Here is a 24,580-nt window from a genome sequence, read left to right as displayed (position 1 = left end):
TTTTATCCAGTGCAGCACGGCGTGCGCCGAGTTGTCAAAAGCGAATGTCCGTTTTATTTTGTGGGCATGCCCAAAGTGAGTGACGAGCACCTTGAGGCGCGGCGGCGCCAGATCCTCGACGCGGCCACCCGGTGCTTCGCCCGCGAGGGCTTCGGCGGCACCTCGATGCAGGACATCTTCCGGGAGTCCGGACTGTCCGCGGGCGCGGTGTACCGCTACTTCCCGGGCAAGGACGAGATCGTCAAGGCGATCGTGCTGCACAAGCGGGAACTCCTCAACGAACGCATGGACACGCTGCTCGCCCTGCCCGAACTGCCCCCCGTCGAGGAGATCTTCCGACGGTTCGCGAACGCCGTGCGCGAGATCGCCGAGCTCGAAGTCCTCGGCCTGGTCCCGCAGGCGTGGGCGCTGGCCACCTACGACACCGAGGTCGGGCCCACGATCCGCCTCCTGTTCGGCGGCCTGCGCGAGCGGTGGGTCAAGATCGCGCTCCGGCTGCGCGACGAGGGCCGCCTCGCCCCGGACGCCGACCCCCAGGCCGTCGGCAAGGCGCTGTTCGCCCTCATGCCGGGCTACATCCTCCAGAACGCGTTCTTCGCCGACTTCCCGGGCGACGAACTCGCCAGGGGCGTCGCGGGACTGCGCACGATCACCTGAGCACGATCACTCGGGCACGATCACCTGGGCACGATCACCTGGGCACCTGACCCGTCAGCCGGGCAGGCGGGTGAGCAGCTCGCGCGCCAGCGGCTCGGCCGAGGCGGGGTTCTGCCCGGTCAGCAGGGTGCGGTCGGAGACCAGGTGCGGCTGCCACGGCGTGCCCTCGTCGAACTCGGCGCCGAGTTCGACGAGGCGGTCCTGGAGCAGCCACGGCGCCTTGTCGGCGAGACCGCCCTGGCGCTCCTCCTCGTCGGTGAAGCCGGTCAGCCGGTAGCCGGCGACGGGCGACGAGCCGTCCGCGCCGCGCGCGGCCAGCAGCGCCGCGGGGCCGTGGCAGACCAGCGCGAGCGGCCGTCCGGCGGCGAGCTGCGCGGTGATGAGCGCGCCCGACGCCTCGTCCACGGAGAGGTCCTCCATCGGGCCGTGCCCGCCCGGGTAGAAGACCGCGTCGTAATCGGCCGGATCGACGTCCTCCAGCCGCAGCGGGCGCTTAAGGCCCGTCATCTCCGCGAGCCCGTCGGCGACGGCCTTCGCGCCCTCCTCGCCGCCGTTCACGGCAGCCGCGAGGCTCGCCTCGTCGGGCACCGGGACCGCCCCGCCCGGTGCGGCGAAGACGACCTCATGCCCCGCCTCCGTCAGCACCCGCCAGGGCGCGACGGCCTCCTCGGCCCAGAAGCCCGTCGGGTGCGCGGTGCCGTCCTTGAGGGTCCAGGAACGCGCGCCCGTCATCACGAAAAGGACCTTCGCCATGGGATCTCCTCCACCGATCGCCGAACCGCCGTATCCAGACCGCCGTATCCAGATCTGTCCCGCCGCGGGTCGGGGCAATCCCCGCGCCGGTCGAACGGCGCGCCAAGCCCGGAAAAGCGCTTTCCGTCCCCGCCGCGCCGATGCGATGCTCCCTCCCATGGCAGACGACGCGCGTAAGGCGGGCACAGACCTCAATCGGGCCCTGTGGGACCAGAGGGCGGAGCTGCACGGGACGACGCAAGGCGACAGGTTCTACGACGAGGAGTCCTTCCTCGCCGGACGGACGACCCTGAACCCGTTGGAGACGGGCCTCGCCGGAGACGTCGAAGGGCTCGACCTCCTGCACCTCCAGTGCCACTTCGGCATGGACACCCTCGATTGGGCGCGGCGCGGGGCCAACGTCACAGGCGTCGACTTCTCTCCCGTGGCGGTCGAGCGCGCCCGCCGCCTCGCCGAGCGGGCCGGCCTGGAAGCGGAGTTCGTCGAAGCCGACACCCAGGACCTGCCGGCGAGCCTGGACGGCAGGTTCGACCTCGTCGTCGCCACCATCGGGGTCCTGTGCTGGATCGGCGACGCCGCGTCATGGATGCGCGGCGCGGCGCGGGCGCTGCGGCCCGGCGGCAGGCTCGTCCTGGTCGACCTGCACCCGGCCTGCCAGATGGTCGCCTCCCTCGACCCGCTCGTCATCGACTGGCCGTACGGCGGAGGCGAGCCGCGACGGGAGGTCAACGAGGGCACCTACGCGGACCTGTCGGTGAAGACCGAGCCGCGCGAGACCGTCGAGTACCCCTACTCGCTCGGCGAGATCGTCACCGCCGCGCTCGGCGCCGGCCTCGTGCTCACCCACCTGGGCGAGCACGAGGCGGCCCCCTTCGACCCGCGCGGATTCCTCGCCCGAGGCGACGACGGCCTCTACCGGCTGCCCGTCGGTGACTCCCACCTGCCCGTCCTGTACTCCCTGACGGCGGACAGACCCCGCTGACGTCGCGAGAAGGCCCGATCCGGACGCCCCGCGTGGCGTTCCGGGGGAAACGGGACGGGGGATGCCACAATGCGGAAGCGCCGACGGCGCTTCCCCCGGCAACCCCCGCTAAGGAGTCCCCCTCCCATGATGGGCCGCACCCACGCCCTGTCCGGAGCCGCCCTGTTCACGGCCGGTGCGATCCCCCTCGACCTGCCGCCCGACCAGATCCTGCTCGGCGCGGTCGCGTGCGCGGGGGCCGCGGTGCTGCCGGACATCGACCACCACGGCTCGCACATCGCGCGGACGTTCGGCCCCCTCACCCGCGGCTTCGCCTGGACGATCGGGAAGGTCGCGGGCGGGCACCGCAACGGCACCCACTCGGCGCTCGGCATCGGACTCGTCGCGGCCCTGGTCTTCTTCGCCTCGGCCATCTACACCCAGGACGAGGAGACCCTCTACACGGGCCTCGCCATCACTGGCGCGATGCTGGTGTTCGGCCTGTTCTTCGGGCTGCTGCCGTCCAAGGGAAAGGGCAGGGCCGCCTACCGTAAGCCGTGGCACGGCTTCCTCGCGATCATGGCGTGCGCGCTGGTCGCCGCGGGCCTCGGCACGGCCGCCTACCGCTACGGGCAGGAGGCCGGCGTCGTCCTGGTCGGCGCGGTGCTCATCCTCGTGCTGGCCGCCGCGATCCGGCCGCTGAACATCAAGGGCGTCTGGGACGACCTGTCGCCGATCCCCATCACCGTCGCGCTGCTGTGGTTCGAGGTCGACCTCACCGTCCTGCCTTACGCGATCGTCGTCGGCGTCGTCATCCACATCCTCGGCGACATGGTGACGCGCGGCGGCTGCCCGCTCGGCTGGCCGTGGTCGCAGACCATGTTCGGCCCGAAGTGGTTCAAGACCGGCGACAAGACCGAGAAGCGCCTGGTCTTCCCCGCACTGGTCCTGATCCTCGCCGTCTCCACCGGCGTCCACGTCGGCCCGTACGTCATCGACCGCGCCGACTCGGTGCGCCACTCCGTCGAAGACGGCACCTAAAGCTGTAGACGGCACCTAAAGCTGTAGACGGCACCTGAGGCTCAGGCCAGCCCGCCCGTGGCCCGGAGGTTCTGCCCGGTGATCCAGCGGGCGTCGGGCCCGGCGAGGAATCCCACCACGTCGGCGACGTCCGCGGGCGCGCCCAGCCTGCCGAGCGGCGTGATCGAGGCGACCGCGTCCAGCGCCTCCGCGGGATTGGCGCCGCGCAGCAGGTCGGTGTCGGTCGCCCCCGGCGACACCGTGTTGACGGTGATGCCGCGCCGGCCGAGCTCCTGGGCGGCGACGAGGGTGAGCTGCTCCAGCGCGCCCTTGGAGGCCGCGTAGGGCGCGTTGCCCGGAGCGGGCCGGACGGTGTTGGCGGTGGAGACGTTGATGATCCGCCCGCCGCCGCGCATGACCCGCGCCGCGTGCCGCATCAGCTGGAACGCCGCGCGCAGGTTGACGGTCAGAGCCGTGTCGAAGGCGGCGTCGGAGATGTCCGCGAACGGGGTCGGCGCCACCTCGGCCGCCGCGTTGTTCACCAGGATGTCGAGCCCGTCCAGACGGGCTTCGGCGAACTCCGCGAGCCTGGCCGCGGCGCCGTCCTCGGCCAGGTCGGCGCGCACCGCGAAGGCGACGCCCCCCGCCTCCTCGACCTCCCGCAGTGTCTCTTCGGCGGCCTTCTCGTCGCGCGCGTAACCGAGGACGACGGCGGCTCCGTCGGCCGCGAGCCGCCGCACCACCGCCCGTCCGATGCCGCGCGAGCCGCCCGTCACGATCGCGTTCTTCCCCGTGAGAACTCCCATGGCCCGATTCGATCACCGAAGTCCGGAAGCCGGAACGGGACTGCGCGGGTTGGCCGGGCGCGGCCACGCAGGACAGGGCGAGGACAGGGCCGGGCGAAGGGGGGTAAAGGTCTGGTCTCACCCGGGTTCCGGGCGAAGACGCCGGGTGACGATGGAGTTATGGGGAGAGGCGAGGGGGTGCGGGCGGGCACTCCCTGCTGGCTGGAGCTCACCGCCAGGGATCCTCAGGAGGCGGTGCACTTCTACGGAGCGCTCTTCGAGTGGCGCCTGGAGTACGACGAGGCCAGCGGCTATGGCACCTTCTTCCGCGGCGGCGCGAGCGTCGCGGGCCTCTGGCCGGAGCCGACGTCGGGAGCGGCGGCCGACTGGACCGTGAGCTTCGCGATCGAGGACGTCGCGGCCGCCACCGCCCGGGTGCGGGACGGGGGCGGGCAGATCGTGGTGGAGCCCCGCCCGATCGAGGACTACGGCGTCCTCGCGGGCTGCCTCGACCCCGAGGGCGTGTTCTTCACGCTGTGGCAGCCGGGGACGCGCGGCTGCGCCGAGCTGACCGGGCGCTCGAACACCTGGGCGTGGACCGCCCTGTTCACCCGCGCCCCGGAGCAGGCCGAGGCGTTCTATCTCCGGGTGTTCGGCTGGGGCCGGGCGCGCGAGAGCTTGGGCGTGCGCTGGACGGCGGGCGGGGCCGCCGTCGCCGCCATGATCCCGATCGGCCCGAACATCCCGAAGGAGGCGCTGGCCGACTGGCTCCCGCACTTCGGCGTGGCCGACGTGCAGGAGACGACCGACCGCGCCCTGGCGCTCGGCGGGATCTTCGTGGCCGAGTACGAGGACCCCGTCTACGGGCGGGCCGTCTCCGTGACGGACCCGCAGGACGCCCAGTTCGTCCTGATCCGCACCCCCTGACCGGGCACCCTCGTCCCAGGCATCACAGGCCAGTAAAACGTGCAAATCCGGGACGGATCATCTGATCTGGTCTTGACGATTGATATTGCTCACATCTACCGTCGATCAACGACCCTCTGTTAAAACGTTTTACTCACGCTGCAAAGACCCACCCCAGGGACCGGGCCCACCCGCGTGCGGCCGGTCCCGCCCCCGAGTTCGAGGTACACGCATGACGGCTCAGCCCAGCCACGCCTTCTTCTCCCGCCGCCGCTTCCTCCAGGCCGCCGCCGTCACCGGTGCCGCGGCCGCCACCGCCGGCTGGCAGGCGCCGCCCGCCGCGGCCGGGAGCGCCGCGGGGACCGGATTCCCCGACCTGACCGCCGCGGTCCGTCCCCGCTTCCGCTGGTGGTGGCCGGACGGCCTGGTCGACCCGAAGGAGATCGCCCGGGAGGTCGACCAGATCGCCGACGCGGGCTTCGGCGGCGCCGAGATCGCCGGCGTCCACCACAGCGTCGCCGACAAGTCGGTGCTCGACACCGCGCACCACGGCTGGGGCAGCGCCTCCTGGCTCGCGGGCGTGGAGGCCGCGCTGGAGCGCGCCGACCGCCGCGGCCTGGAGATCGACCTGACCCTCGGCCCGGCGTGGCCGTCGGCGGTGCCGACCCTCACCGCGGACAGCGCCGCCGCGAGCCGCGAACTCGCCTACGGCGCGGTCCTCGTCGCCGCGGGCCAGACCTACAGCGGGCCCGTCCCGGCCCCTGCCGTCGCGCACGGGACCGAGCACACCCTGCGCGGCGTCAACGCGGTCCGCGTCAACGCCGCGAACGCCACCCGCAAGGAGACCGGCCTGGAGCACACCTCGGCCACCGACCTCACCGGCCTGGTGTCGGGCGGGAACCTGACGTGGAGCGCTCCGGCCGACGGCGACTGGTACCTGTTCTCCTACTGGGAGCGCGGCTCCGCCCAGACCCCCGAGTCCGGGCCGCACACCGCGACCCCCGCGTACGTCGTCGACCACTTCAGCGAGGCCGGCACCGCGGCGCTCATCTCCTACTGGGAGAAGGAGATCCTCACCCCCCGCCTGCGCGCCCTGCTGCGCCGCGCGGGCGGCTCCCTGTTCGAGGACTCCTTCGAGCTGGAGACCGACGCGCTCCAGTGGACGACCTCCCTGCCCGAGGAGTTCCGGCGCCGCCGCGGCTACGACCTCCTCCCGGTGCTGCCCGCGATCGTCCTCAACAACGAGCAGACGGTGTTCGCGTTCGAGGCGGCGTTCACCCGGCAGGTCCGGCACGACTACTGGGAGACCGTCTCCGACCTTTTCCTCGAGTACCACTTCACGCCGCTGCGCGACTGGGCGCACCGCCTCGGCATGAAGCTCCGCGCCCAGCCCTACGGGCTCAACACCGACGCCATCGCCGCCTCGGCCGTCCTCGACGTCACCGAGGGCGAGTCGCTGGGCTTCAAGAACCTCGACGACTACCGCGCCCTCGCGGGCGGCCGGGACATGGCGGGGCACACGGTCCTGTCCAGCGAGGCGGGCGCCTACCAGGGCGGCGCGTACGCGACCCCGTGGAAGAAGATCCTGCGCACGATGTCCGGCGCGTACGCGGCGGGCCTCAACCAGACCTACATCCACGGCTTCTCCTACGCCACGGTCCCAGGCGTCAAGTGGCCCGGTTTCGCCGCGTTCACCCCGTACGGCGGCAAGGTCGGCTACTCCGAGTCGTGGGGGCCGCGCCAGCCCGCCTGGACGCACACCCGCGACGTCGCCGACTACCTCGCCCGCGTCCACGCCGTCACCCAGGCCGGCGCGATGCGCGCCGACCTCGCGGTCTTCCGGCAGACCGGTTACTCCAAGACCGGCATCGGGGCGGGCTGGCTCACCGCCTCCGGCATCCCGATCGGCTGGACCCACCAGTTCATCAGCGAGCCGCTGCTGTCCCTGCCGTCGGCGAAGGTCCGCGACGGACGCCTCGCCCCCGAAGGGCCCGCCTACAAGGCGATCGTCATCGAGGGCGACCGGTTCTACTCGAACGCCGCGACGGTGCCCGTCGCCGTCGCCGAGAAGTTCCTCGGCTACGCCCGCGCCGGGCTGCCGATCGTGTTCGTCGGCGACTGGAGCGCCGCGACGATCCCGGGCCTGGCCGTCGGCGAGGAGAACACCCGCCTGCGCGCGCTCATCGGGCAGCTGCTCGCGCACCCGAAGGTCCGGGGCGTCGCCACCGCAGACGGGATCCCGGGCGCGCTCGCCGAACTCGGCGTGACGCCCGACGCCTCGTACCCGACGTCCACGCTGCTCAACCTGCGCCGCGTCGACAAGGACATGGACCTGTACTACCTGTCCAACGGCAAGCACGCCGACAGCGCGAAGGGCGTCGTCGCCATCGACCACGCCGTCACGCTGACCCGCGACGACCGCCGCCGCGTGCCGTTCCTGCTCGACCTGTGGACGGGCGAGCTCCGCCGCGTCGCGCAGTTCACCGAGTCCGGCGACACCGTCACCTTCCGGGTCGCGCTCCAGGTCAACGACACCGTCGCGGTCGTCCTGGCCCGTCCCGAGCACCTCGGCGAAGGCGGCAAGGGCAAGAAGGACTACGCGACGGCGACGACGGCCGACGCGGTCTTCTTCGACGGCTCGCGCCTCGCCGTCCGGGCCCGGACCGCGGGCGCGTACACGACGACCCTGTCCGACGGCAGCACCGTCTCCTCGACGATCGGCGAGGTGCCGGCCGAGATCGTCCCGGCCTCCTGGACGCTCGACGTGGAGTCCTGGCTGCCCGGCGCGACCGCCACCGAGACCGTCAAGGAGAAGGTGAGCGTCGCCCTCACCGCCCTGACGGCCTGGTCGGCGATCCCCGAACTCCAGGACGTGTCCGGGGTCGGCCGCTACACCACCACCGTCGAGCTGCCGGAGACCTGGGCGGCCGACCACGGCGCGGTCCTGTCGCTCGGCGAGGTCTTCGACACGGCCCGCGTGTGGGTCAACGGCAAGGCGCTGCCCCCGGTCAACCCGATCACGCCCGCGCCGGACGTCTCGGCGCACCTGCGCCCCGGCCGCAACACCCTGGTGATCGAGGTGACGACCACCCTCAACAACCGGCTGCGCCTCGCCGACCCCGGCGTCTACGGAGGCAACGCCCGCCAGGCCTACGGCATCACCGGCCCCGTCCGGCTCGTTCCGTACCGCACGGCCCGCCTCTGACGGGCCGACCGCGGCCGCCCGGCGAGGGGCGGCCGCGGTCAGCGGCGCGGCAGGACGAGGTCGGCGACGACGGGCAGATGGTCCGAGGCGTCGGCCTCGACCACCTCGACGGCGCGGACCTCGACCGCGCCGGAGACGGTGATGTAGTCGATGCGCTGCTCGGGCTCGGCCGCCGGATAGGTGAGGCCCGCGCCGGAGCCCGCGGCGGCCCAGGCGTCGGTGAGCACGGCCCAGAGCGGCGCGAGTTCCGCGGCGCCGGGCTCGGCGTTGAAGTCGCCCATCAGGATCCGCGCGGCGGCGCCGTCCCCGGCCAGCACCGCGAGCATCTCGGCGACCTGGACCCGGCGCACCGCGGGGTCGGGCCGGAAGTCCAGATGGGTGGAGTAGACGTGGACCGGGACGCCGTGCACCTCCACGACGGCCTCCGGGAAGCCCGGCGCGGGGGCGGCCACCGGTGCGGCAGTCTGCGTGGACAGCCGGGTGATCGCGTGGTTCGCGACGGAGGCGAAGGGCAGCCGCGACAGGATCGCGTTGCCGTACTCGCGGCGCGGCGCCCCCCGCGCGGGCGGGTCGAGGCTGTAGATCGGCCCGGTGCACGCGTGCATGCCGAGGGCCCCGCCCAGCGCCGCGGCGAGGTCGAGCCAGCCGGTGCGGTCGCCCCAGTGCACGTCCACCTCCTGCAGCCCGATGAGGTCGGCGTCGAGCTTGCGCAGCACCGTCGTCAGGCGGGTGAGGTCGAACACCCCGTCGCCGCCCGCCGCGGCGTGGATGTTGTACGTCGCGACGCGGAATCCCCGGCCCGCGGGGTCCGCCGGCGGAGAGGAGAAGGCAGAGAGCGGCACAGGCAGCAATCCGAACACGGCGCGTGCGGGAACGCCAGACACTTCACGGTCTCTTGAAGCCACCGACCATGATCGTCATACGCGGACAACCCGGACCGGGTCTTCCCATGACTTCACGGCAGGGCGGCGGCCAGTTCGGCCTCGTGGGCGCGCATCCAGGACGCGAGGTCGGCGAAGACGGCTTCGGCGGCGGTCCTGCCCGCCGCGTGGTGGGCCTCGCGGGTGCGCTCGAAGCGGGCCGTGATCTCGGCGAGGACGGCGGCGGGGTCGTCCCAGCCGTAGGCCGCGCAGAACAGGGCGGTGCGGCGGGCCTGCTCGGCGAGCGCGCTGCCCGGGTCGGCGACGTTCGCGAAGCACCAGACGGCGTGGCCGAGGTCGTGCAGGCGGGAGCCGGGGGCCAGTTCGTCGTCCCAGTCGATGAGGCCGATCGCGGTCTCGCCGTCGAAGACCGTGTTGTGCGGGCCGAGGTCGCCGTGGCAGACGACCTCGCCGCCGTCGGCGACGGACGAGCCCGCCGTCGCGTCGTGGAACGCGCGGATCAGCCGGGCCGCGGACTCCAGTCGCGCGTCGGACACGGGCAGATCGTCCTGGACGGTCTCGCCGGGAATGTAGGTGAGGATCTCGCGGTCGTGCTCGTCCTCGCCGAGCAGCCGCGGTGAACCGGCGAACTCGGCCTTCTCCAGATGCAGCAGGACGTCCCGGACATAGGGGCTGCTCTCGTGCACCGGGCGGCGGACCGTGTCGCCGACCCGCACCAGCCCGAGGGTGTTGCCCCCGGCCAAACTCTGCTCGTTCATGATCTGGCCACCCAACACCCGCCGGCCCTGCCCCGCAACCGCTGTGATCCAAGAGTGATCAAGCAGAAAGCCCCGCCCGGAAGGCTTCCGGGCGGGGCGCGATCAGTGCCGCGCGGCTAGCGCAGCAGGTGCTGGAGCGACTTCTTGACGAGGTCGGCCCGGGACGCCGCGGAGCTCAGCCCTTCCAGGCCGAACCCGAGGTAGACGGTGTCCTTCGTGGTGACGCCCGCGCCCTCCTCGAAGGCGAGAGCGGTGCGCACGAAGTCGTTCGCCGACACCGACGAGCCCTCGGGCGGTCCGGGAATCGCCCAGCCGCCGAGGTCGTCCTCGAAGGACGTCTCGGCGAGCGTCGCCCCGTCGGCGGTCACCTTGGCGTCGTCGACGAACACGCCGATGCCCTGGGTGCCCCAGTCGCTGGCATAGGAGATCGACACCTCGACCTTCTTGCCCGCGTAGGGGGTCAGGTCGAACGCCATCTCGTGCCATCCGCCGGACTGGCCGGAGGCGGCGTGCCACGCGCCGGTCGTGCCGGTCGGGGAGCAGTCAGCGCCCTGGTAGTGGTCCAGCTGCGGGTGCAGCAGGCGCCAGCCGGAGGCGCAGCTGTCTCCGGTCTCCTGGCTCGTCGCGCCGTTGAGGTCGGGCAGCGTCGTCCAGTCGTCCTGGCCCTCGGTGTGCGCCTCGACGAAGAGGAAGTCCCAGTTCGCCTCGGTGTCGAACGAGGCCTGGAACGCCAGCTGTCCTGCGGACTTCCCGGTCAGGTCGATCGTCCGGGTGAGGCGCTTGTAGGACACGTCGGCGTTCTGGCTGAAGACGTACTGGCTGCCCGTCTTCGGGTCGAACGGCCCCGATCCGGCGCGGTCCCACTCGACGGTCGCGGCGCTGGCGAACTGCGGGAAGTCCGCGGCGGGCAGGAAGCTCGACGTGGTGAGCAGCGACGCCGTGTGGTCCTGGTTGTTCGGGGAGTCCCCGCCGTTCAGGACCCCGGAGAAGCCGGTGAACTTCCCGGAACCGCCCTTCACCGGGTAGGGGTTGCCGTCGGCGTCCTGGCCGGTCCCGCTGACGTAGGTGTACGCGCCCAGGTAGTACTGGAGGAAGTCGTTCACCAGGGGCAGGCAGGGCGGCTCGGACGGCACCGTGCACTCGGGGTCGGCGGCGTCGGGCTCGTAGAAGTAGGCGCCGTTGGCGGCTTCGGCGAATCCGGCGTACTTGCCGGTGTAGAGCAGCTTGCCGCCCTCGTTGAGGTAGTCGCGCACGGCGAGCTGGGTCGCCAGCGCGCGCTTGGACGCGGTGCCCGGGACCTGGCCCTGGGCGCGCGGGATGACGTCGTCGCCGGTCTCCCAGATGACGGCGTCGTAGTGCGACAGCACGCCCAGCGGGTGCGCCGCGGCGTTCCAGGCGTCCTGGTCGTAGACGTCGGAGGAGTAGCCGGCGGCCTTGACCGCGGCCTCGTAGGAGCCCGCGTACTTGGCGGCCGTGACCCCCTGCGCGGGGCTCAGGCCGGTGACGTCCTCGGCCGCGAGGACGAGGACCTTCCCGCCGATGTCCGTCGCCACCTTGTAGGTGAACTTCTCGCTGGCGACGTCCTTGCCGTCCTTCTTGGCGGTGTACCAGACCTCGACCGAGTCGTTCGGCTTGGCCTTCACGTTCGCCCGGTACTCGGCGTAGTAAACGTCGTTCTCGCCGCCGTACCGCTCGCCGCCCTTCCACTCCTTGGCGTCGGCCTGGCGGACGGGCCCGCCGTTGATCCGGTAGCTGAGCCGCAGCCTCGCCAGGGCCCGCTTGGCCTCGACGGCGACGGGCTGGGTCGTGCCGTAGGACACCGGGAACGGGTCGATGACGAGGTCGGGCGCGGTCTTGCCGACCACCGAGACGGGGTCGTCGGGGTCGTGCGCGGACTTGGCGGTGGCCAGCGCCAGCGGCAGGTTCTTCTCGAACTCCTGCTGGATCAGGCCCTCGTCGTCGGGGAAGTTGAAGACGCTCTCGCAGGCGGCGGGGTCCCAGGCGTCGTCCGGGGAGATGGCGCTCGCCGTCTCGCAGGTCGACATCTCGGGCGTCATGGTGAGCGCGCCGTACTCGTTGGTGAAGTGGCCGTCGGTGTCGCCGTTGGTGATGTACAGCTCGGCGCCGAGGTCGGGGTCGTAGCCGGGGACCGCGGGGTTCGCGTCGTCGCCGAGCAGTGCCTCGAAGATCCGGTCGTCGGGCGTCGGGGTCTGCTGCTGCCAGCCGTTGCCGTAGAGCAGCAGCTCGGCGGCGGAGTGGTAGTTGATGACGTACTTCGGCCGGATCTTCTTGACCCAGTCGTTCTGCGCCTTCGTCTCGGGCTCGGACGCCGGGCCGGTGCCGCGGAACGTCTCGCTGTCGATCGCGGGGGACGAGCCCTCGTTGTCCCAGCCCCACTTGTAGGGGTAGTTCCGGTTGATGTCGACGCCGTCGAGGGTGGTGATGACGCCGTCGCCGTCGTTGTCGTGCAGGTTCTTGCGCCACAGGCGGTTGTCGGGCGTGAACGTGTGGTCGTAGCCGTCCACGTTCACCACCGGCAGGAACCACAGGTCGGTGGTGTCGACGAGCTTGGTGACCTCGGCGTTCGTGCCGTACTGGGCGAGGAAGTACTGGAGCTGGCGGCGCACGTTCTCGGTGGTGATCCACTCGCGGGCGTGCTGGGTGCCCTGGAACACCACGGTCGGGCGGCCGCTCTTCACCGGCTGCTTCTTGACGCCCTTGGTGACGCGCACCGCGGTGATCGGCTTGCCCTGGACGCTCTTGCCGATGTCGACGGCGTCGGCGATGGCCGGGTACTGCGCCTCAGCGGTCAGCAGCTCCTCCCGGATGCCTCCGGTGCCGCTGTAGGGCCGGTAGACGCCGTCGCCCGCGACGGCCGCCCTGGCCTTCGCGACGGGCTTCGGCGCGATCGGCACGCCCTTGGCCGCGAGCGCCTCGCCCTTGCGCGCGCTCATGACGACCTCGACCGCGACCTTGTCGCCGTCGCGCGCGCCGAGTGCGATGTCCTCGTGGTCGAGCCCCAGTGCCCGAAGGCTCTGGAGCTGTTCGGCCGTGACTTGTCCGGTGAACACCTGGATCCGGTCCGCGCCGGGGTCGGGGGCCGCGGCGGCTGGGGCCATCGAGGCCACCACCGCCGCCGCGCCCACGACGACCGCGGCACAGGCCGAGATCAGCGTGCGCCTCATTGCGTCTCCTGTCTTGGGGGGTTCCGGGGAGCACTCGAAGCACACGAGTAACCCCGTGAAGCAGATTTCAGATTCGCCGCACCGCACGCACCGGTCAATGGCAGAACTTCCGGTTTTGACAGGAGTGAGGATGTGGGAATTCGCCGAAGATCCCGCGACCTGGACGTGCGTCGCCACGGGGCCTCGGCCGGATTCGGACGAGGCCCCGTGAAGTTGACGCGAGTAAGAAGGACGATCGGAATGAGTGGGGTGAAACCCGTCGATCAGTCCTTCACCGAGCTGAAGGAGACCTCAAGATGGCGCGGCCCGCGCAGCACCGGATTGGGCCGGTACGGGGGCGGATCGGCGACGAGTTCGGGATCCTTCAGGCGGCGGGCGAACTCCGTCAGGGCGAGCCGGGTCTCCATCCTGGCCAGCGGAGCGCCGAAGCAGTAGTGGATGCCGCTGCCGAAGCCGAGGTGCTGCACGTCGGGCCGGTCCGGCACGAACTTGTCAGGCTCGGCGAACCTCGCCGGGTCGCGGTTGGCGGCGGCCAGCATGAGGTTCACGTCGGTGTTCTTCGCGATGACCGTCCCGGCGACCTCCACGTCGTCGAGGGTGCGGCGGTTCGGCAGGTACTGCACAGGCGGCTCGAACCGCAGCAGCTCCTCCACCAGCGGGACGGCCAGGTCCGGGTCGTCGCGCAGGCGCTTGAGGGCGTCGGGGTTGCGCAGCAGCGTGAGCACGCCGTTGGCGATGAGGTTGACGGTCGTCTCGTGGCCCGCGATGAGCAGCAGGAACGCGTTGGCGACGAGCTCGGGCGGCGACAGCCTCCCGTCGGGGCTGTCCTCGGTGGCCAGGGCGGAGAACATGTCGTCACCCGGCTCGCGGCGGTGGCGCTCGAACAGCTCGGCGAGGTAGCCCGCCATCTCGACCTTGGCGGTCTCGGCGTCCATGAGGCGCGGGTCGGGCGCTCCGGTGCCGGGCCCCAGAGCGGCGTTGCCGAGCAGGGACTCGGTCCAGAGGTGGAACCGCGGCTCGTCCTCGATCGGCACGCCGAACAGCCGGCAGATCACCGAGATCGGGAACGGGTAGGCCAGCTCGTCGACGATGTCGACCCTGTCCTTGCCGGCGAACGCGTCAATGAGCCGGCCGACGACCCCGGCCGTGCCGGAGCGCATCTCGAACACCCGGCGCGGGGTGTGCGGCGGCCCGAAGGGACGGGTGATGATCCGGCGGATCCGGTCGTGTTCGGCCGGGTCGAGCCGCAGGAAGCTCTTGGACTCTCCCGGCGCCTCCACCACGGGCGGCCGCGTCTGCGAGCTGACCCGCGGGTCGTTCAGCAGGGACCGCACGTCCCAGTAGGCGCTGACCACGTACACCCCGTTGTCCTGGCGGACGACCGGGGTGCGGCGCAGGTCCTCGTAGAGCCGGTACGGGTCGGCGCGGTTGGCCGGGTCGTTGATGGCCTGCAGGAGGCTGTCGGCGGAAGTCATGGATCCTCGCTGTGGGGCCGGGGCTCAGGCCGGGGCGGGCGTGAAGGTGATGCGGCGCTCGCTGGGCGCGTAGCCGCTGACGGTGACGGTCGGCCCGTGGCTCGGCACGGAAGGGTCGGGGAAGCCCGCAGGGACGGCGGAGGTCCCGGGCGGCGGCCGGTCCACACCGACGAACTCGGGCGGGAACGGCGCGGCGCGCTCGATGAGGCCCGTGTAGTGGTCGAGCCAGCGGCCGTGGTCGAAGGCGACGGCGGCGATGACCCGGCCGCGGTGCCCGTAGACGGCCGTGAAGCTGCCTTCTTCGAGCGAGCCCTGGGTGACGAGGAGTTCGTCGCCCATCGTCGGCACGCCCACCGACTTGATGTTGACGCCGAACTGCGACGACCAGAAGGCCGGGATCCACAGGTGCGGGCGGCGGTCCTGACCGGCGCAGAGCATGTTGTGGGCGGCGAGGGCCGCCTGCTCGACGGCGTTGCCCCAGTGCTCCAGGCTGAGGAACTGGTAACCGAACAGGGCATGCGGCATCCGGGCGACGTCCCCGGCGACGAAGATGTCGTCGGTGGCGATCCCGTTGTGGTCGAACGCGCGGCACGCGGCGTCGGCGGCGATGCCGCGCGGGCCCGCGGCCAGGCCGGAGCCTTCCAGCCAGTCGGTGTTGCGTATCGCGCCGAGCGCGATCACCGCGATGTCGGCGTCGAGGACGGTGCCGTCCGACAGGTGGGCGCGGCGGAGCCTGCCCGCTTCGTCCCCCTCCAAGGAGGTGACGGTGACGCCGCATCGGAGGTCGACGCCGTGCGCGCGCTGGAGGCGGGCGGCCACGTCGCCGACGACCCCGCCGAGCGCGCCGACGAGCGGGGCGGGGCCGCGTTCGGCGACGGTCACCTCGACGCCCCGCTCCCGGCACGCCGAGGCGATCTCCGAGCCGGTGAAGCCCGCGCCGACCACGAGCACACGGCTCGGCTTCGCCTCCAGGAGCCGCAGCAGATGCTCGGCGTCCTCGCTCGTGCGGAGCGTGAGGACGCCTTCGAGCGCGGCCTCGCCCACGCGCGGCCACGGCCGGGCGCGGGTTCCGGTGGCGATGAGCAGCCTGTCGAACGGCACCTTGGCGCCGTCGGCGAGCAGGACCGTCTTGCGCGACAGGTCGAGGCCCGTCGCGGCGACGCCCAGCCGCCACTGGGCGTCGATGTCGCGGGTGTGCGGCAGGGCGGTCGCGCCGGGCGCGACCTGGCCGAGCAGCACCTGCTTGGACAGCGGCGGCCGGTCGTAGGCGGGCACCGGCTCGTCGCCGATGAGCGTGAGCCGTCCGGTGAAACCCTCGTCGCGCAGCGCCTCGGCGGCGCGCAGGCCGGCCAGGGACGCGCCGACGATGACGATGCGCTCGATCCCGTCAGCCGACAACCGGATCGACCTCCCTGAGGCCGGGCGCGTCCACCAGGATCGCCTGGACGGGGCAGGCCGCCGCGGCGGCGAGCACCTGCTCGCGCCGGTCCTCCGGCACCACGGGGTCGTAGAGGAGCGCCTCCTGCCCGTGCATCCGGAAGACGTCCGGGCCGAGGAACGCGCACTGCGCGTACCCCTGGCACCGGTTGAGGTCGACCACCAGCCTCATCCGTACCGCCTCTCGCTCACGGCCCCGTCGCCGTGGCGGAGCGATACCCACCCGCCGCGTGTTCCCCCTCGGCCGTGGCCGAACCTTGGCCCGGCCCCGACGCATCCCAGACCTCGATGTCCGGGCCCTGCCGCCCTGTCCCGCCGTTCGGGGCCCGGCCGCCCCTGGAGGGGCGGCCGGGCTGAGCCGTCAGCAGTCGACGAACTCGGGGCTCTGGTTCAGCAGCTGGGCCCGCGGCGAGGTGAAGCGGGCGAGCGCCTCGGTCGCCTCGGGCCGGAACGCCGCGACCCGGTGGCAGTTCTGGAACGCCAGCCGGACGCCGAAGTGCCGTTCCAGCGCGCCGCGCATGGCGTCGCTGGCGAGGGCGCGCAGGAGCTGGCCGCGCGCGGCCTCGTCCGGCGGCGGCACCTGGTTGTCGGCGAACGCCGCGTCGCCCTCGCGCAGCTCGCCGACGACCCGGCTGACGAGCGTCCAGGCGTAGGGCAGCGAGTCGCGGACGCACGCGAGGAACGCCGCGTCGTCGACCTCCCCCTCCTTCGCCCGCTCCACCAGCTCCGCCGGAACCGTAAGAGACATGCCCTCTCCTTCCATCAGTCGGATTCCTCCCGCGGAGGGCTCCGAAACGAAAACCGTTTTCATTATCGACGGAGGTCGGGGCGATGGCAAGGGCTCCCGGGAAGACCCGGGCGGTATTGGGCGATACGCGAAGAAGGTCGGGCGGGGCGGGTCCGGCCGCCCCGCCCGACTCGGCGGTGGAAAGGGTCGGTCACTCGGCGAGGATCTTCGCTTTCGCGCGCTCGTATTCCTCGGCGCTGATGGCGTTCCGCTCCTTCAGAGCGGCGAGTTTGCCGAGTTCCTCCGCGGCGCTCGGCCCCTGGGCTGTCTCGCGGACGTAGGAGCGGAACTGCTCCTCGCGGGCCTGCGCCTCGGCCATGTCCCGTTGCGCTATGCCGCTGCCGCGCGCGACCAGGTAGATGAGCACGCCGACCAGGGGCAGGACGATCACGAGGACGGTCCAGCCCGCCTTCGCCCAGCCGCTCAGCTTGTGGTCGCGGAACAGGTCGGCGAAGACCCGGAAGAGCAGGAAGATCCAGATGACCCAGCAGAAGAAGACGAGCATCGTCCAGAACAGGTTGAGCAGCGGGTAATCGTCCATGACTCTGCTGTTTCCCGCCCGACTATTGGACGAAATGGGCAACTGTTAAACATCAGCCCAAGAACGGCGGGTAACCGCCTAAAAGCGTGTCCTTCCAGGAACACCTACCGCAGGGACAACAGACGCGGGGGTGCCGATGTCCGAACCGGTGGGAGAAGACGGACCGGACGAGCCGGAGCGGCCGTCCGGGGCGGCACCGGCAGGATCCTCAGCGCCCGGCTCCTCAGCGCCCGGCTCCTCAGCGCCCGGCTCCTCAACGGCAGGTCGGTCCGCGGCGGGCTCTGCGGCGGCAGGTTCGTCTTCGGAAGGCTCGTCCGCGGCGGGTTCGTCGGCGGCTGGTTCGTCGGCGGCGGGTTCGTCGTCGGCTTCGCCGGGCGGGCTCGACGCGGCCGAGCGCGCGGAGCTCGCCCGGCTGCGCACGGAGGTCGCCGAGCTCAAGGCGGGCCGCAGGCCGCCCGGCCACACCGCGCGGGCGGTCGGGGCCGTCGTGCTCATCGTGCTCGGCTGCCTGCTCGCGCCGCTCGCCGTGGTCGCCGCCTGGTCGGGCAGCCAGATCGGCGACCCCGACCGGTACGTCGCCACCGTGGCGCCGCTCGCCGAGAGGCCCGAGGTGCAGACCGCGGTCGCCGACCGGGTCACCACGGAGATCGTCGACCGGCTCGACGTGCCCGGACTCGTCGACCAGGCGTTGACGGCCCTCGAAGGCAGAGGGCTGCCCGCCCGGCTCGGCGACCGCCTGAACGGCCTGTCCGGCCCGATCGAGAACGCGCTGACGTCGTTCATCCACGACAAGGCGCTCGCCTTCGTGAAGACCGACACCTTCGAGAACCTCTGGGTCCGCGCGAACCGGCAGGCGCACAAGCAGCTCACGGCGGTCCTTTCCGGGCAGGGCAGCAAGGTCCTCAAGACCGAGGGCACGACGGTCTCCCTCGAACTGGGGCCCGTGATCGAGGGGGTCAAGCAGCGCCTCGTCGCCGACGGGCTCGGCGCGGCCGGCGCGATCCCGGAGATCAATCCGACGTTCGAGGTGTTCGACTCGCCCGCGCTCGTCAAGGCCCAGCGCTGGTACCAGGTCCTCGGGGCGCTGCGCTGGGTGCTGCCCGTCCTGTCGCTCATCCTGATCACCGCGGGCGTCTACACCGCGCGCGACCACCGCCGCGCGCTCATCGCCGCGGCCTTGGGCGTCGTCCTTTCGATGCTGCTCCTCGGCCTCGGCCTCCTCGCGGGCCGCGCCTACTTCCTCGACGCGATCGCGGTCCGCGGCCTGAACACCGCGGCCGCCGGAAGCATGTACGACACGCTCATCACCTTCCTGCGCTCGACGCTGCGGATGGTCGCGGTGGTCGCGCTGGTCGTCGCGGCGGGCGCGTTCCTCACCGGGCGGTCCCCGGCGGCCGTGCGGACCCGGGAGACGCTCTCGGCGGGCCTGGCCAGGCTGCGCGGCCGCGACCACGGCAGCCGCTGGGTCTACGACCACCGCAGGCTGCTGCGCACCGGCGTCGTCCTCGCGGCGATCCTGGTGTTCTTCTTCTGGAACTATCCGACCGGCCTGGTCGTCCTGCTGATCACCCTGCTGGTCCTGCTGGCCTTGGCCGTCGTCGAGGCGCTGGCCCGCCCGCCGGACCCGGGCCGCTAGCCCGGCGTCCCGGAGCGGGGAGGGGCCTGTGCCCCCGAAAGTCCCGGATCCGCTCGGGGACTCCGGGCTTGCCCCGCTCCCTGGCGGCTTGGGACGCGCCCCCGCGACCGTGGACGCAACGGGGGCAGGGCGCCGCCGGGAAAGGGGGCGGCGGTGTCCGTCGACAGGAATCCGGGACAGAGAGACCCGGGACAGAGAGATCTAGGACAGAGGGTCCATTCCGCGCAGGCGGGCGGGGGGCCCGGCGACGCGGCGGTGCGGCTCACGGGGCTGGCGCTGGCGGCCGGGCCGCTCGTGTGGGCGGCGGGCCAGTTCGCGGGCGAACCGCTCGTGCGCGACAGCGACGAGGTGCCGCCGGTCGAACTCGCGGCGAGCTGCGCGTTCCTCGTCGCGCTCGCGGCGCTGGCCGGCCTCATGCTCGCCGCGCGGGCCACCGGAGACCGCAAGGGCAAGGCGCTGCCGATCGTCGTGCTGGCCCTCGTCCCGATCGCCATCGCGACGAGCCTCGGGACGCTCCCGTACGAGACGTACTCCGAGACGCCGCTGTGGGTGAAGGCGACCGACCCCTCGTGGCCGCTCACCCAGGTCATGATGCTGGCGTGCGCGATCGCCGTCATCCGGGTGGGCCGCTGGAAGGGGCCGCTGCGGTTCCTGCCGCTCGCCGGGTCGCTGTGGCTGCTCGTCACCGGGTTGGGGGAGGGGCTGACGAACCCGGAGACCGGCACCTACATCTTCACCGCGTGGATGGTCGTCACCTACGTCGCCGCGGGGATTCTGCTGCTGGCGAGGCCGTCGGCGGCCCGGGGCCGCTGAGCCCGTCCGACGAGCCGGTCCCGCCCCGTCCCGCGTGAGCGGCGGCGGGGCGGGTAGGCGCATCTCAGGGGCGGGTTCGGGGGAACAGGCCCGGGGGAGGCACGGCTATGGCGGACGCGGTGGTGGTGGGCGCGGGCCCGAACGGGCTCGTCGCGGCCAATGTGCTGGCCTCCGCGGGCTGGGACGTGGTCGTCCTGGAAGCCGCGGACACCCCGGGTGGGGCCGTGCGCAGCGACCGCGGCGTGCATCCGGACTATGTGAGCGACCTGTGCAGCTCCTTCTACCCCCTCGGTGTCGCCTCGCCGGTGCTCGGCGGGCTGGGCCTGGAGCGCCACGGGCTCGAATGGCGGCGCTCCCCGGCCGTCCTGGCGCATCCGCTGCCCGACGGGCGCTGCGCGATGATCGAGGAGGAGGCCGAACGCACGGCCGAGGGGCTGGAGGTCTTCGGCGCGGGCGACGGGGACGCGTGGCTGCGGCTGTGGGGCCTGTGGCAGGAGGTCGGCGACGACCTGGTCAGGGCCCTGCTGACGCCGTTCCCGCCGGTCCGGGCCGGGACGGCGCTGGCACTGCGGCTGCGGGCCGCGGGAGGGCTGCGCGCCGCGCGGTTCCTCACCCTGCCGGTGCGCCGTCTCGGCGAGGAGGAGTTCACCGGACCGGGCGGCCCGCTGCTGCTCGCCGGGTCGGCGCTGCACACCGACCTGTTCCCCGAGGCCGCGGTGTCCGGCGCGTTCGGCTGGCTCATGGCGATGCTCGGCCAGCGGCACGGCTGGCCGGTGCCGCGGGGCGGTGCGGGCGCGCTGACCGACGCCCTCGTGCGGCGGCTGGAGTCCCTGGGCGGGACGGTGCGCTGCGGCGTCCGGGTCACCGAGGTCGTGGTGCGCGGGGGGCGGGCGCTCGGCGTCCGGACCGCCGACGGCGACGCGGTCCGGGCGACCCGCGCCGTCCTCGCCGCCGTGTCGGCGCCCGCGCTGTACGGCGGGCTGGTCGACTGGGCGCACTTGCCCGTGAGGCTGCGCGACGACATGCGCCGCTTCCAGTGGGACCACGCCACGTTCAAGGTCGACTGGGCGCTCTCCGGGCCGATCCCGTGGGCGGCGGACGGGGCGCGCCGGGCCGCGACCGTCCACCTCGGAGACGGCATGGACCACCTCACCCGCTACAGCGCCGAGCTCGCGACCGGGACCGTCCCGGCCCGGCCGTTCGCGCTGGTCGGCCAGATGGGGATCGCCGATCCCGAGCGCTGCCCGCCCGGCACCGAGTCCGCCTGGGCCTACACGCACGTGCCGCGCCGGGTCTCCGCCGACGCGGGGTCCGACGCGATCACCGGATCCTGGGACGAAAGGGAGGCCGAGGCCATGGCAGACCGCCTGCAAGCGCGCATGGAGCATTTCGCGCCCGGATTCTCCGCCCGGGTCGTGGACCGCCGCGTCCTCACCCCGCCCGGCCTGGCCGGCCTCGACGCCAACCTCGACGCGGGGGCCACGAACGGCGGCACGGCCGCCATCCACCAGCAGCTCTTCTTCCGGCCGGTCCCCGGCAGCGGGCGCGCCGAGACGCCCGTCCGGCGCCTCTATCTGGCCTCCGCCTGCGCGCACCCCGGCGGAGGGGTCCACGGCGCGTGCGGCGCCAACGCGGCCCGCGCCGCGTTGCACGGGCGCGCCCCGCTCGCGTTCCTCCAGCGCCTGCTCTCAGGCCCCCGCCCCTGACGGCCCAGGCCACGCCCGGCTGCGGCTCAGGCCCGCCCCTGGCGACCCAGGCAGTGCCTTGGACGGCTCAGCCGGGACCGACGCCGGTGCGCCGCGCCTCGACGACGCGCCGGGCGACCCGGGAGAGGTTGCCCAGGACCACACGGTTGCGCAGGTGCAGGACGAGTTCGGTGGTGGGCGAGTGGAAGGCGGCGCTGAGGCCGCGCAGCGGGTGCTCGTCGAGGACGACCACGGTGCCCGTGCCCCACTCGATGAGCTGGACAGCCGCGCGGATCGTGCCGAACCGCCTCGCGTGGATCTCCAGCTCCAGCCGGTCCGGCGGGCGGCTGACGCGCACGACGGTGCGGTCGTGCAGCCTCCAGGGCCCGTATCCTGCGGTGAACTGCAGTTCCGCGCCGACGGCGGGCCAGGCGGGGTCGACCGAGCGGACCTCGCGGGTGCCGACGACCCACTCCGCGTAGGCCATTCCGTTGGCCAGGACGCGCCAGACGTCTTCGCGCGGCGCCTCGATGTAGATGTCTCGTACGGCCATTCCGGTGCGCTACCCGCGGGCGTCCCCGGGCAGGGCCCGCGGCGGGGCAAGACTCGCCAAGGGAGGCGGGCCGCGGACGGGTCCGGAACCCCTCTGAGGCCGCAGCGCACGGGAAATGGTGCATTTTGCACAACGGACTCATTGCGTTACGATCACGGGCATTCAGCGATCTTGGTGCGGCCCGGAGAACCCGGACGGCACCTGTCGAGTGTCCAGCGGGACGGGAGCGCCATGAGTCAGACCCTCGAAGGAGCCCTGCGTGAAGCGGCCCTCGGCCTTCCGGCCGTCGCGCAGGCCGATACCGAGGCGGTCCTGAGGGAACTCGCCTCCTTGCGCGCCGACGTCCCCGGGGTCACCGCGGCCGCGGCGGCCTCCCTCGATGGCATGCTCATCGCGGCGGTCCCCGACGAGGGCCGTCCCGACGTCACGGCGGCGCTCGCCGCCACCGCCCTCGGCCTCGGCCGCACCACCGGCGCCGAGATCGCCCTGGGCCGTCCCGGCGAGGTCGTCATCCAGTGCGCGGACGGCCGCCTGTCCGTCCGCCCCGTCGGCCGCAGGAGCCTGCTGGTCGTCCTCGGCGACGCCTCCCTCGACCTTCCGCGCCTCACCGAGCGGTCCACCGCGGCCGTCGAGAGCCTGGAACCCCTTCTGGAGTCCTGACCCCGAGACTCCCACCCTCTGTCCCGGACGCCGCTCACGCGGTGCCGGGCGAACCTCCCCGGCGGCGCGGTCGGGGAGGTTTTTTCATGCCCGCGATCCCCCTGACGCCATTTCTGGGGGCATATGACACCAGCCTTTTGCCCGTGCTAGCAACTCCCATTTTTCGCACACGCGTCGTTAGATATGAATTCTTCTCACGAAATAGTACAAATTTTGAGCAATGCACTAATTGCGTTAAGATCCCGGCATCCAGCGAATCTTGGAGCCATCCGGTATCTACCGGACGGTGACTTTCGCGTTTCCTTTTCAGCGGGGGGCACCCATGAGCCAGACCATCGAAGCGGCGCTGAAGGAGGTCATGGACCTCGACGGGGCCGCCGGCGCCTCGCTCGTCGACTACGAGAGCGGCATGCCGATCGGCATCCGGGTGACCGGCGAGATCGACCTCGACGTCGCCTCCGCGGTGACCACCGACATCGTCCGCGCCCAGGTCAAGGCGTTCAAGGCCCTCCAGATCGAGGACTCCATCGAGGACATCCTCATCTCCCTCGACACCCAGTACCACCTCATCCGCGTCATCGACCGCGGCCAGGACCGGCTGCTGATGTACGTCGCACTGGAGCGGGAGAAGGCCAACCTGGCGCTGGCCCGGCTCACGCTGCGCAGAATCGCCCGCGAACTCGGGGTCTGATCGCGCGCATGGACAAGGAAGCAGTGCTCAAGGAACTCGCCGCGCTGCGCGGCGACGTCCCCGGCGTGACCGAGACCGCGACCGCGTCGGTCGACGGCATGCTCATCGTCGCGGACACCGACGAGGCGCGGCCCGACGTGCTCGCCGCCCTCGCCGCGACCACCCTCGGCCTCAGCAAGAGCGCCGGCCACGAGGTCGGCATGGGCGAGTTGCGCGAGGTCGTGGTCCGGTGCGCGAGCGGCCACATCGTCGTCTACGCCGTCGGCAGGAAGGCGCTGATGGTCGTGCTCGGCGACGAGGGCCTCGACGTGGCGCGGCTGCACGTCCGCTCCCGCACGACGGTGCAGCGCCTGGCCGAACTCGTGGACCGCTGAGCCGATGAGCGAGAGCCGCGACGCGCGTCCGAGACCCGCCGGAGTGCTGCTGGCCGGCCTCGACCGGAGGGCGGGCGAGGGCTTCACCGGGGTCCTGCGGGCCGACGGTCCCGTCTCCGGGAGCGTCATCCTGCGGGAGGGGCGCGTGGTCGCGGCCTCGACTCCCGCGGCGCCCGGCCCCGAACCCCTTCTCCTGCGCTCCGGGCGCGTCCGCGAAGCGCAGTGGAGCGCCGCGTTCGCCGAAGGGGCCCCTGACGGTCGGCTCGCCGAGGCGCTCCTCGGCGTGCTCGGACCGCTCGGCGTCGAGGTCCTGGCCACGACCGCGCTCGCCGACGCGATCTTCGCGCTCGCCCTGTGCGGCGTGCAGAAGCTGGCGGCCGAGCCCCTGGACGTCACCGAGACCGGCCCGCTCGTCCTGCTCGACCCGGGGCTGGCCGCCCCGGAGCTCATCCGGGAGACCGAGCGGCGGCTCGCCGTCGCCGCCGAGTGGGACGCGCAGGGGCTCGCCTTCGCGACGGTCCCGCTGCGCACCCCGGACGCCGTCGCGCACGACCCCCTTCTGGAGGCCGTCAACGGCAGGCGCAGCGTCCGCGACCTCGCCTTCACCGTCGGCCGCGGCCTGTTCGCGACGATGCGCGCGCTCGCGGACCTGCGCGACGCCGGAGCCGTCACGCTGCCGCCCGCCGCGGCCTCGCCGCACGGCCCGCCCGCGCCCGCTGAGCCCGCGATCCCCGGCGAGCTGCCGAAGCGGATGCGCGGCGCGAGCGACGTGATCCGCGTGCTCCCCTTCCGTCCCGACCGCTGAGGCGCGCGGCGT

The 24,580-nt window shown here is 72.6% G+C and carries 23 protein-coding genes; 12 read left to right on the top strand and 11 right to left on the bottom strand.

The genetic code is table 11. From position 1 onward, the window contains the following. Nucleotides 1-66 precede the first annotated feature (66 nt). Nucleotides 67-657, top strand: coding sequence for a TetR/AcrR family transcriptional regulator (locus ACYVOM_RS38060; protein WP_460308478.1), 591 nt, complete (start codon nt 67-69; stop codon nt 655-657). A 54-nt stretch (nt 658-711) separates the two neighbouring features. Here ACYVOM_RS38060 and ACYVOM_RS38055 read toward each other — a convergent pair whose 3' ends face one another. Further along, complete coding sequence (locus tag ACYVOM_RS38055; RefSeq protein WP_460308477.1) at nt 712-1,410, bottom strand: type 1 glutamine amidotransferase domain-containing protein; 699 nt, start codon at nt 1,408-1,410, stop codon at nt 712-714. 157 nt (nt 1,411-1,567) lie between these two features. Here ACYVOM_RS38055 and ACYVOM_RS38050 point away from each other — a divergent pair, with 157 nt between their 5' ends. Together ACYVOM_RS38050 and ACYVOM_RS38045 are read left to right on the top strand one after the other, a co-directional pair. Further along, nucleotides 1,568-2,392, top strand: a complete 825-nt coding sequence (locus tag ACYVOM_RS38050) for a class I SAM-dependent methyltransferase (protein WP_460308476.1) — start codon at nt 1,568-1,570, stop codon at nt 2,390-2,392. 126 nt (nt 2,393-2,518) lie between these two features. Next, complete coding sequence (locus ACYVOM_RS38045) at nt 2,519-3,412, top strand: metal-dependent hydrolase (RefSeq protein WP_460308475.1); 894 nt, start codon at nt 2,519-2,521, stop codon at nt 3,410-3,412. Nucleotides 3,413-3,453: 41 nt separating this feature from the next. On the opposite strand, the gene ACYVOM_RS38040 is transcribed toward ACYVOM_RS38045, so the two are convergent. Then, on the bottom strand, nt 3,454-4,197 hold the full coding sequence (locus ACYVOM_RS38040; RefSeq protein ID WP_460308474.1) for an SDR family oxidoreductase: 744 nt from the start codon (nt 4,195-4,197) through the stop codon (nt 3,454-3,456). Between the two features lie 159 nt (nt 4,198-4,356). Between ACYVOM_RS38040 and ACYVOM_RS38035 the strand changes: the two genes are divergently transcribed. Beyond that, the gene (locus ACYVOM_RS38035) at nt 4,357-5,103 is read left to right on the top strand and encodes a VOC family protein (protein ID WP_460308473.1); all 747 of its coding nucleotides are present in this window, start codon (nt 4,357-4,359) and stop codon (nt 5,101-5,103) included. 211 nt (nt 5,104-5,314) lie between these two features. After that, on the top strand, nt 5,315-8,287 hold the full coding sequence (locus ACYVOM_RS38030) for a glycosyl hydrolase (protein WP_460308472.1): 2,973 nt from the start codon (nt 5,315-5,317) through the stop codon (nt 8,285-8,287). Between the two features lie 38 nt (nt 8,288-8,325). On the opposite strand, the gene ACYVOM_RS38025 is transcribed toward ACYVOM_RS38030, so the two are convergent. The 8 genes from ACYVOM_RS38025 to ACYVOM_RS37990 all read right to left on the bottom strand — a co-directional run bounded on the left by ACYVOM_RS38025 (nt 8,326) and on the right by ACYVOM_RS37990 (nt 17,351). Beyond that, complete coding sequence (locus ACYVOM_RS38025; RefSeq protein ID WP_460308471.1) at nt 8,326-9,129, bottom strand: endonuclease/exonuclease/phosphatase family protein; 804 nt, start codon at nt 9,127-9,129, stop codon at nt 8,326-8,328. A 113-nt stretch (nt 9,130-9,242) separates the two neighbouring features. Next, nucleotides 9,243-9,926, bottom strand: coding sequence for a phosphotransferase (locus ACYVOM_RS38020; RefSeq protein WP_460308470.1), 684 nt, complete (start codon nt 9,924-9,926; stop codon nt 9,243-9,245). 116 nt (nt 9,927-10,042) lie between these two features. Beyond that, a complete protein-coding gene (locus tag ACYVOM_RS38015; RefSeq protein ID WP_460308469.1) occupies nt 10,043-13,111 on the bottom strand; it encodes a M14 family metallopeptidase in 3,069 nt (1,022 codons plus the stop codon). A 263-nt stretch (nt 13,112-13,374) separates the two neighbouring features. Beyond that, entirely contained in the window at nt 13,375-14,586 is a 1,212-nt protein-coding gene (locus ACYVOM_RS38010) for a cytochrome P450 (protein WP_460308468.1), read from the bottom strand. Between the two features lie 24 nt (nt 14,587-14,610). Further along, complete coding sequence (locus tag ACYVOM_RS38005) at nt 14,611-15,984, bottom strand: NAD(P)/FAD-dependent oxidoreductase (protein WP_460308467.1); 1,374 nt, start codon at nt 15,982-15,984, stop codon at nt 14,611-14,613. After that, nucleotides 15,974-16,195 (bottom strand): ferredoxin, encoded by a 222-nt coding sequence (locus tag ACYVOM_RS38000; protein WP_460308466.1) that lies wholly within the window; start codon nt 16,193-16,195, stop codon nt 15,974-15,976. Before ACYVOM_RS38000 ends, ACYVOM_RS38005 begins: the two co-directional genes overlap by 11 nt. A 189-nt stretch (nt 16,196-16,384) precedes the next feature. Continuing rightward, nucleotides 16,385-16,771, bottom strand: a complete 387-nt coding sequence (locus ACYVOM_RS37995; RefSeq protein WP_460308465.1) for an SCO5389 family protein — start codon at nt 16,769-16,771, stop codon at nt 16,385-16,387. 190 nt (nt 16,772-16,961) lie between these two features. Beyond that, the gene (locus ACYVOM_RS37990) at nt 16,962-17,351 is read right to left on the bottom strand and encodes an SHOCT domain-containing protein (RefSeq protein WP_460308464.1); all 390 of its coding nucleotides are present in this window, start codon (nt 17,349-17,351) and stop codon (nt 16,962-16,964) included. Between the two features lie 136 nt (nt 17,352-17,487). On the opposite strand from ACYVOM_RS37990, the gene ACYVOM_RS37985 reads away from it, so the two are divergent. The 3 genes from ACYVOM_RS37985 (at nt 17,488) to ACYVOM_RS37975 (ending at nt 21,506) form a co-directional block, all read left to right on the top strand. After that, nucleotides 17,488-18,987 (top strand): hypothetical protein, encoded by a 1,500-nt coding sequence (locus tag ACYVOM_RS37985; RefSeq protein ID WP_460308463.1) that lies wholly within the window; start codon nt 17,488-17,490, stop codon nt 18,985-18,987. Between the two features lie 255 nt (nt 18,988-19,242). Further along, nucleotides 19,243-19,800, top strand: coding sequence for a hypothetical protein (locus ACYVOM_RS37980; protein ID WP_460308462.1), 558 nt, complete (start codon nt 19,243-19,245; stop codon nt 19,798-19,800). A gap of 107 nt (nt 19,801-19,907) precedes the next feature. After that, complete coding sequence (locus tag ACYVOM_RS37975) at nt 19,908-21,506, top strand: phytoene desaturase family protein (RefSeq protein WP_460308461.1); 1,599 nt, start codon at nt 19,908-19,910, stop codon at nt 21,504-21,506. Nucleotides 21,507-21,573: 67 nt separating this feature from the next. Here the strand turns inward: ACYVOM_RS37975 and ACYVOM_RS37970 are convergent, their stop codons facing one another. Continuing rightward, nucleotides 21,574-22,038 (bottom strand): SRPBCC family protein, encoded by a 465-nt coding sequence (locus tag ACYVOM_RS37970; RefSeq protein ID WP_460308460.1) that lies wholly within the window; start codon nt 22,036-22,038, stop codon nt 21,574-21,576. 231 nt (nt 22,039-22,269) lie between these two features. Here ACYVOM_RS37970 and ACYVOM_RS37965 point away from each other — a divergent pair, with 231 nt between their 5' ends. The 4 genes from ACYVOM_RS37965 to ACYVOM_RS37950 all read left to right on the top strand — a co-directional run bounded on the left by ACYVOM_RS37965 (nt 22,270) and on the right by ACYVOM_RS37950 (nt 24,568). Further along, complete coding sequence (locus ACYVOM_RS37965; RefSeq protein WP_460308459.1) at nt 22,270-22,698, top strand: roadblock/LC7 domain-containing protein; 429 nt, start codon at nt 22,270-22,272, stop codon at nt 22,696-22,698. A gap of 322 nt (nt 22,699-23,020) precedes the next feature. Beyond that, nucleotides 23,021-23,389 (top strand): hypothetical protein, encoded by a 369-nt coding sequence (locus ACYVOM_RS37960; RefSeq protein WP_460308458.1) that lies wholly within the window; start codon nt 23,021-23,023, stop codon nt 23,387-23,389. An 8-nt stretch (nt 23,390-23,397) separates the two neighbouring features. Then, on the top strand, nt 23,398-23,763 hold the full coding sequence (locus tag ACYVOM_RS37955) for a roadblock/LC7 domain-containing protein (protein ID WP_460308457.1): 366 nt from the start codon (nt 23,398-23,400) through the stop codon (nt 23,761-23,763). Between the two features lie 4 nt (nt 23,764-23,767). Then, nucleotides 23,768-24,568: a serine/threonine-protein kinase gene (locus ACYVOM_RS37950; RefSeq protein ID WP_460308456.1), complete on the top strand. Its 801-nt coding sequence runs from the start codon at nt 23,768-23,770 to the stop codon at nt 24,566-24,568. Nucleotides 24,569-24,580 lie beyond the last annotated feature (12 nt).

The sequence above is a fragment of the Actinocorallia aurea genome (assembly GCF_054783995.1).
The sequence above is the reverse complement of the archived record's forward strand: the minus strand, read 5'-3'. Positions and strand labels throughout refer to the sequence as shown.

Excerpts from the sequence above, each read along its gene's own strand:
- ACYVOM_RS38030 (WP_460308472.1), top strand. The coding sequence starts at position 5,315 with ATGACGGCTCAGCCCAGCCACGCCTTCTTCTCCCGCCGCCGCTTCCTC.
- ACYVOM_RS38060 (WP_460308478.1), top strand. The coding sequence starts at position 67 with ATGCCCAAAGTGAGTGACGAGCACCTTGAGGCGCGGCGGCGCCAGATC.
- ACYVOM_RS38050 (WP_460308476.1), top strand. The coding sequence starts at position 1,568 with ATGGCAGACGACGCGCGTAAGGCGGGCACAGACCTCAATCGGGCCCTG.
- ACYVOM_RS38045 (WP_460308475.1), top strand. The coding sequence starts at position 2,519 with ATGATGGGCCGCACCCACGCCCTGTCCGGAGCCGCCCTGTTCACGGCC.
- ACYVOM_RS37970 (WP_460308460.1), bottom strand. The coding sequence starts at position 22,038 with ATGGCCGTACGAGACATCTACATCGAGGCGCCGCGCGAAGACGTCTGG.
- ACYVOM_RS38040 (WP_460308474.1), bottom strand. The coding sequence starts at position 4,197 with ATGGGAGTTCTCACGGGGAAGAACGCGATCGTGACGGGCGGCTCGCGC.
- ACYVOM_RS38035 (WP_460308473.1), top strand. The coding sequence starts at position 4,357 with ATGGGGAGAGGCGAGGGGGTGCGGGCGGGCACTCCCTGCTGGCTGGAG.
- ACYVOM_RS37955 (WP_460308457.1), top strand. The coding sequence starts at position 23,398 with ATGGACAAGGAAGCAGTGCTCAAGGAACTCGCCGCGCTGCGCGGCGAC.
- ACYVOM_RS37995 (WP_460308465.1), bottom strand. The coding sequence starts at position 16,771 with ATGTCTCTTACGGTTCCGGCGGAGCTGGTGGAGCGGGCGAAGGAGGGG.
- ACYVOM_RS38020 (WP_460308470.1), bottom strand. The coding sequence starts at position 9,926 with ATGAACGAGCAGAGTTTGGCCGGGGGCAACACCCTCGGGCTGGTGCGG.
- ACYVOM_RS37990 (WP_460308464.1), bottom strand. The coding sequence starts at position 17,351 with ATGGACGATTACCCGCTGCTCAACCTGTTCTGGACGATGCTCGTCTTC.
- ACYVOM_RS37950 (WP_460308456.1), top strand. The coding sequence starts at position 23,768 with ATGAGCGAGAGCCGCGACGCGCGTCCGAGACCCGCCGGAGTGCTGCTG.
- ACYVOM_RS37975 (WP_460308461.1), top strand. The coding sequence starts at position 19,908 with ATGGCGGACGCGGTGGTGGTGGGCGCGGGCCCGAACGGGCTCGTCGCG.
- ACYVOM_RS38055 (WP_460308477.1), bottom strand. The coding sequence starts at position 1,410 with ATGGCGAAGGTCCTTTTCGTGATGACGGGCGCGCGTTCCTGGACCCTC.
- ACYVOM_RS37985 (WP_460308463.1), top strand. The coding sequence starts at position 17,488 with ATGTCCGAACCGGTGGGAGAAGACGGACCGGACGAGCCGGAGCGGCCG.
- ACYVOM_RS38010 (WP_460308468.1), bottom strand. The coding sequence starts at position 14,586 with ATGACTTCCGCCGACAGCCTCCTGCAGGCCATCAACGACCCGGCCAAC.
- ACYVOM_RS38000 (WP_460308466.1), bottom strand. The coding sequence starts at position 16,195 with ATGAGGCTGGTGGTCGACCTCAACCGGTGCCAGGGGTACGCGCAGTGC.
- ACYVOM_RS38015 (WP_460308469.1), bottom strand. The coding sequence starts at position 13,111 with ATGAGGCGCACGCTGATCTCGGCCTGTGCCGCGGTCGTCGTGGGCGCG.
- ACYVOM_RS37965 (WP_460308459.1), top strand. The coding sequence starts at position 22,270 with ATGAGTCAGACCCTCGAAGGAGCCCTGCGTGAAGCGGCCCTCGGCCTT.
- ACYVOM_RS37960 (WP_460308458.1), top strand. The coding sequence starts at position 23,021 with ATGAGCCAGACCATCGAAGCGGCGCTGAAGGAGGTCATGGACCTCGAC.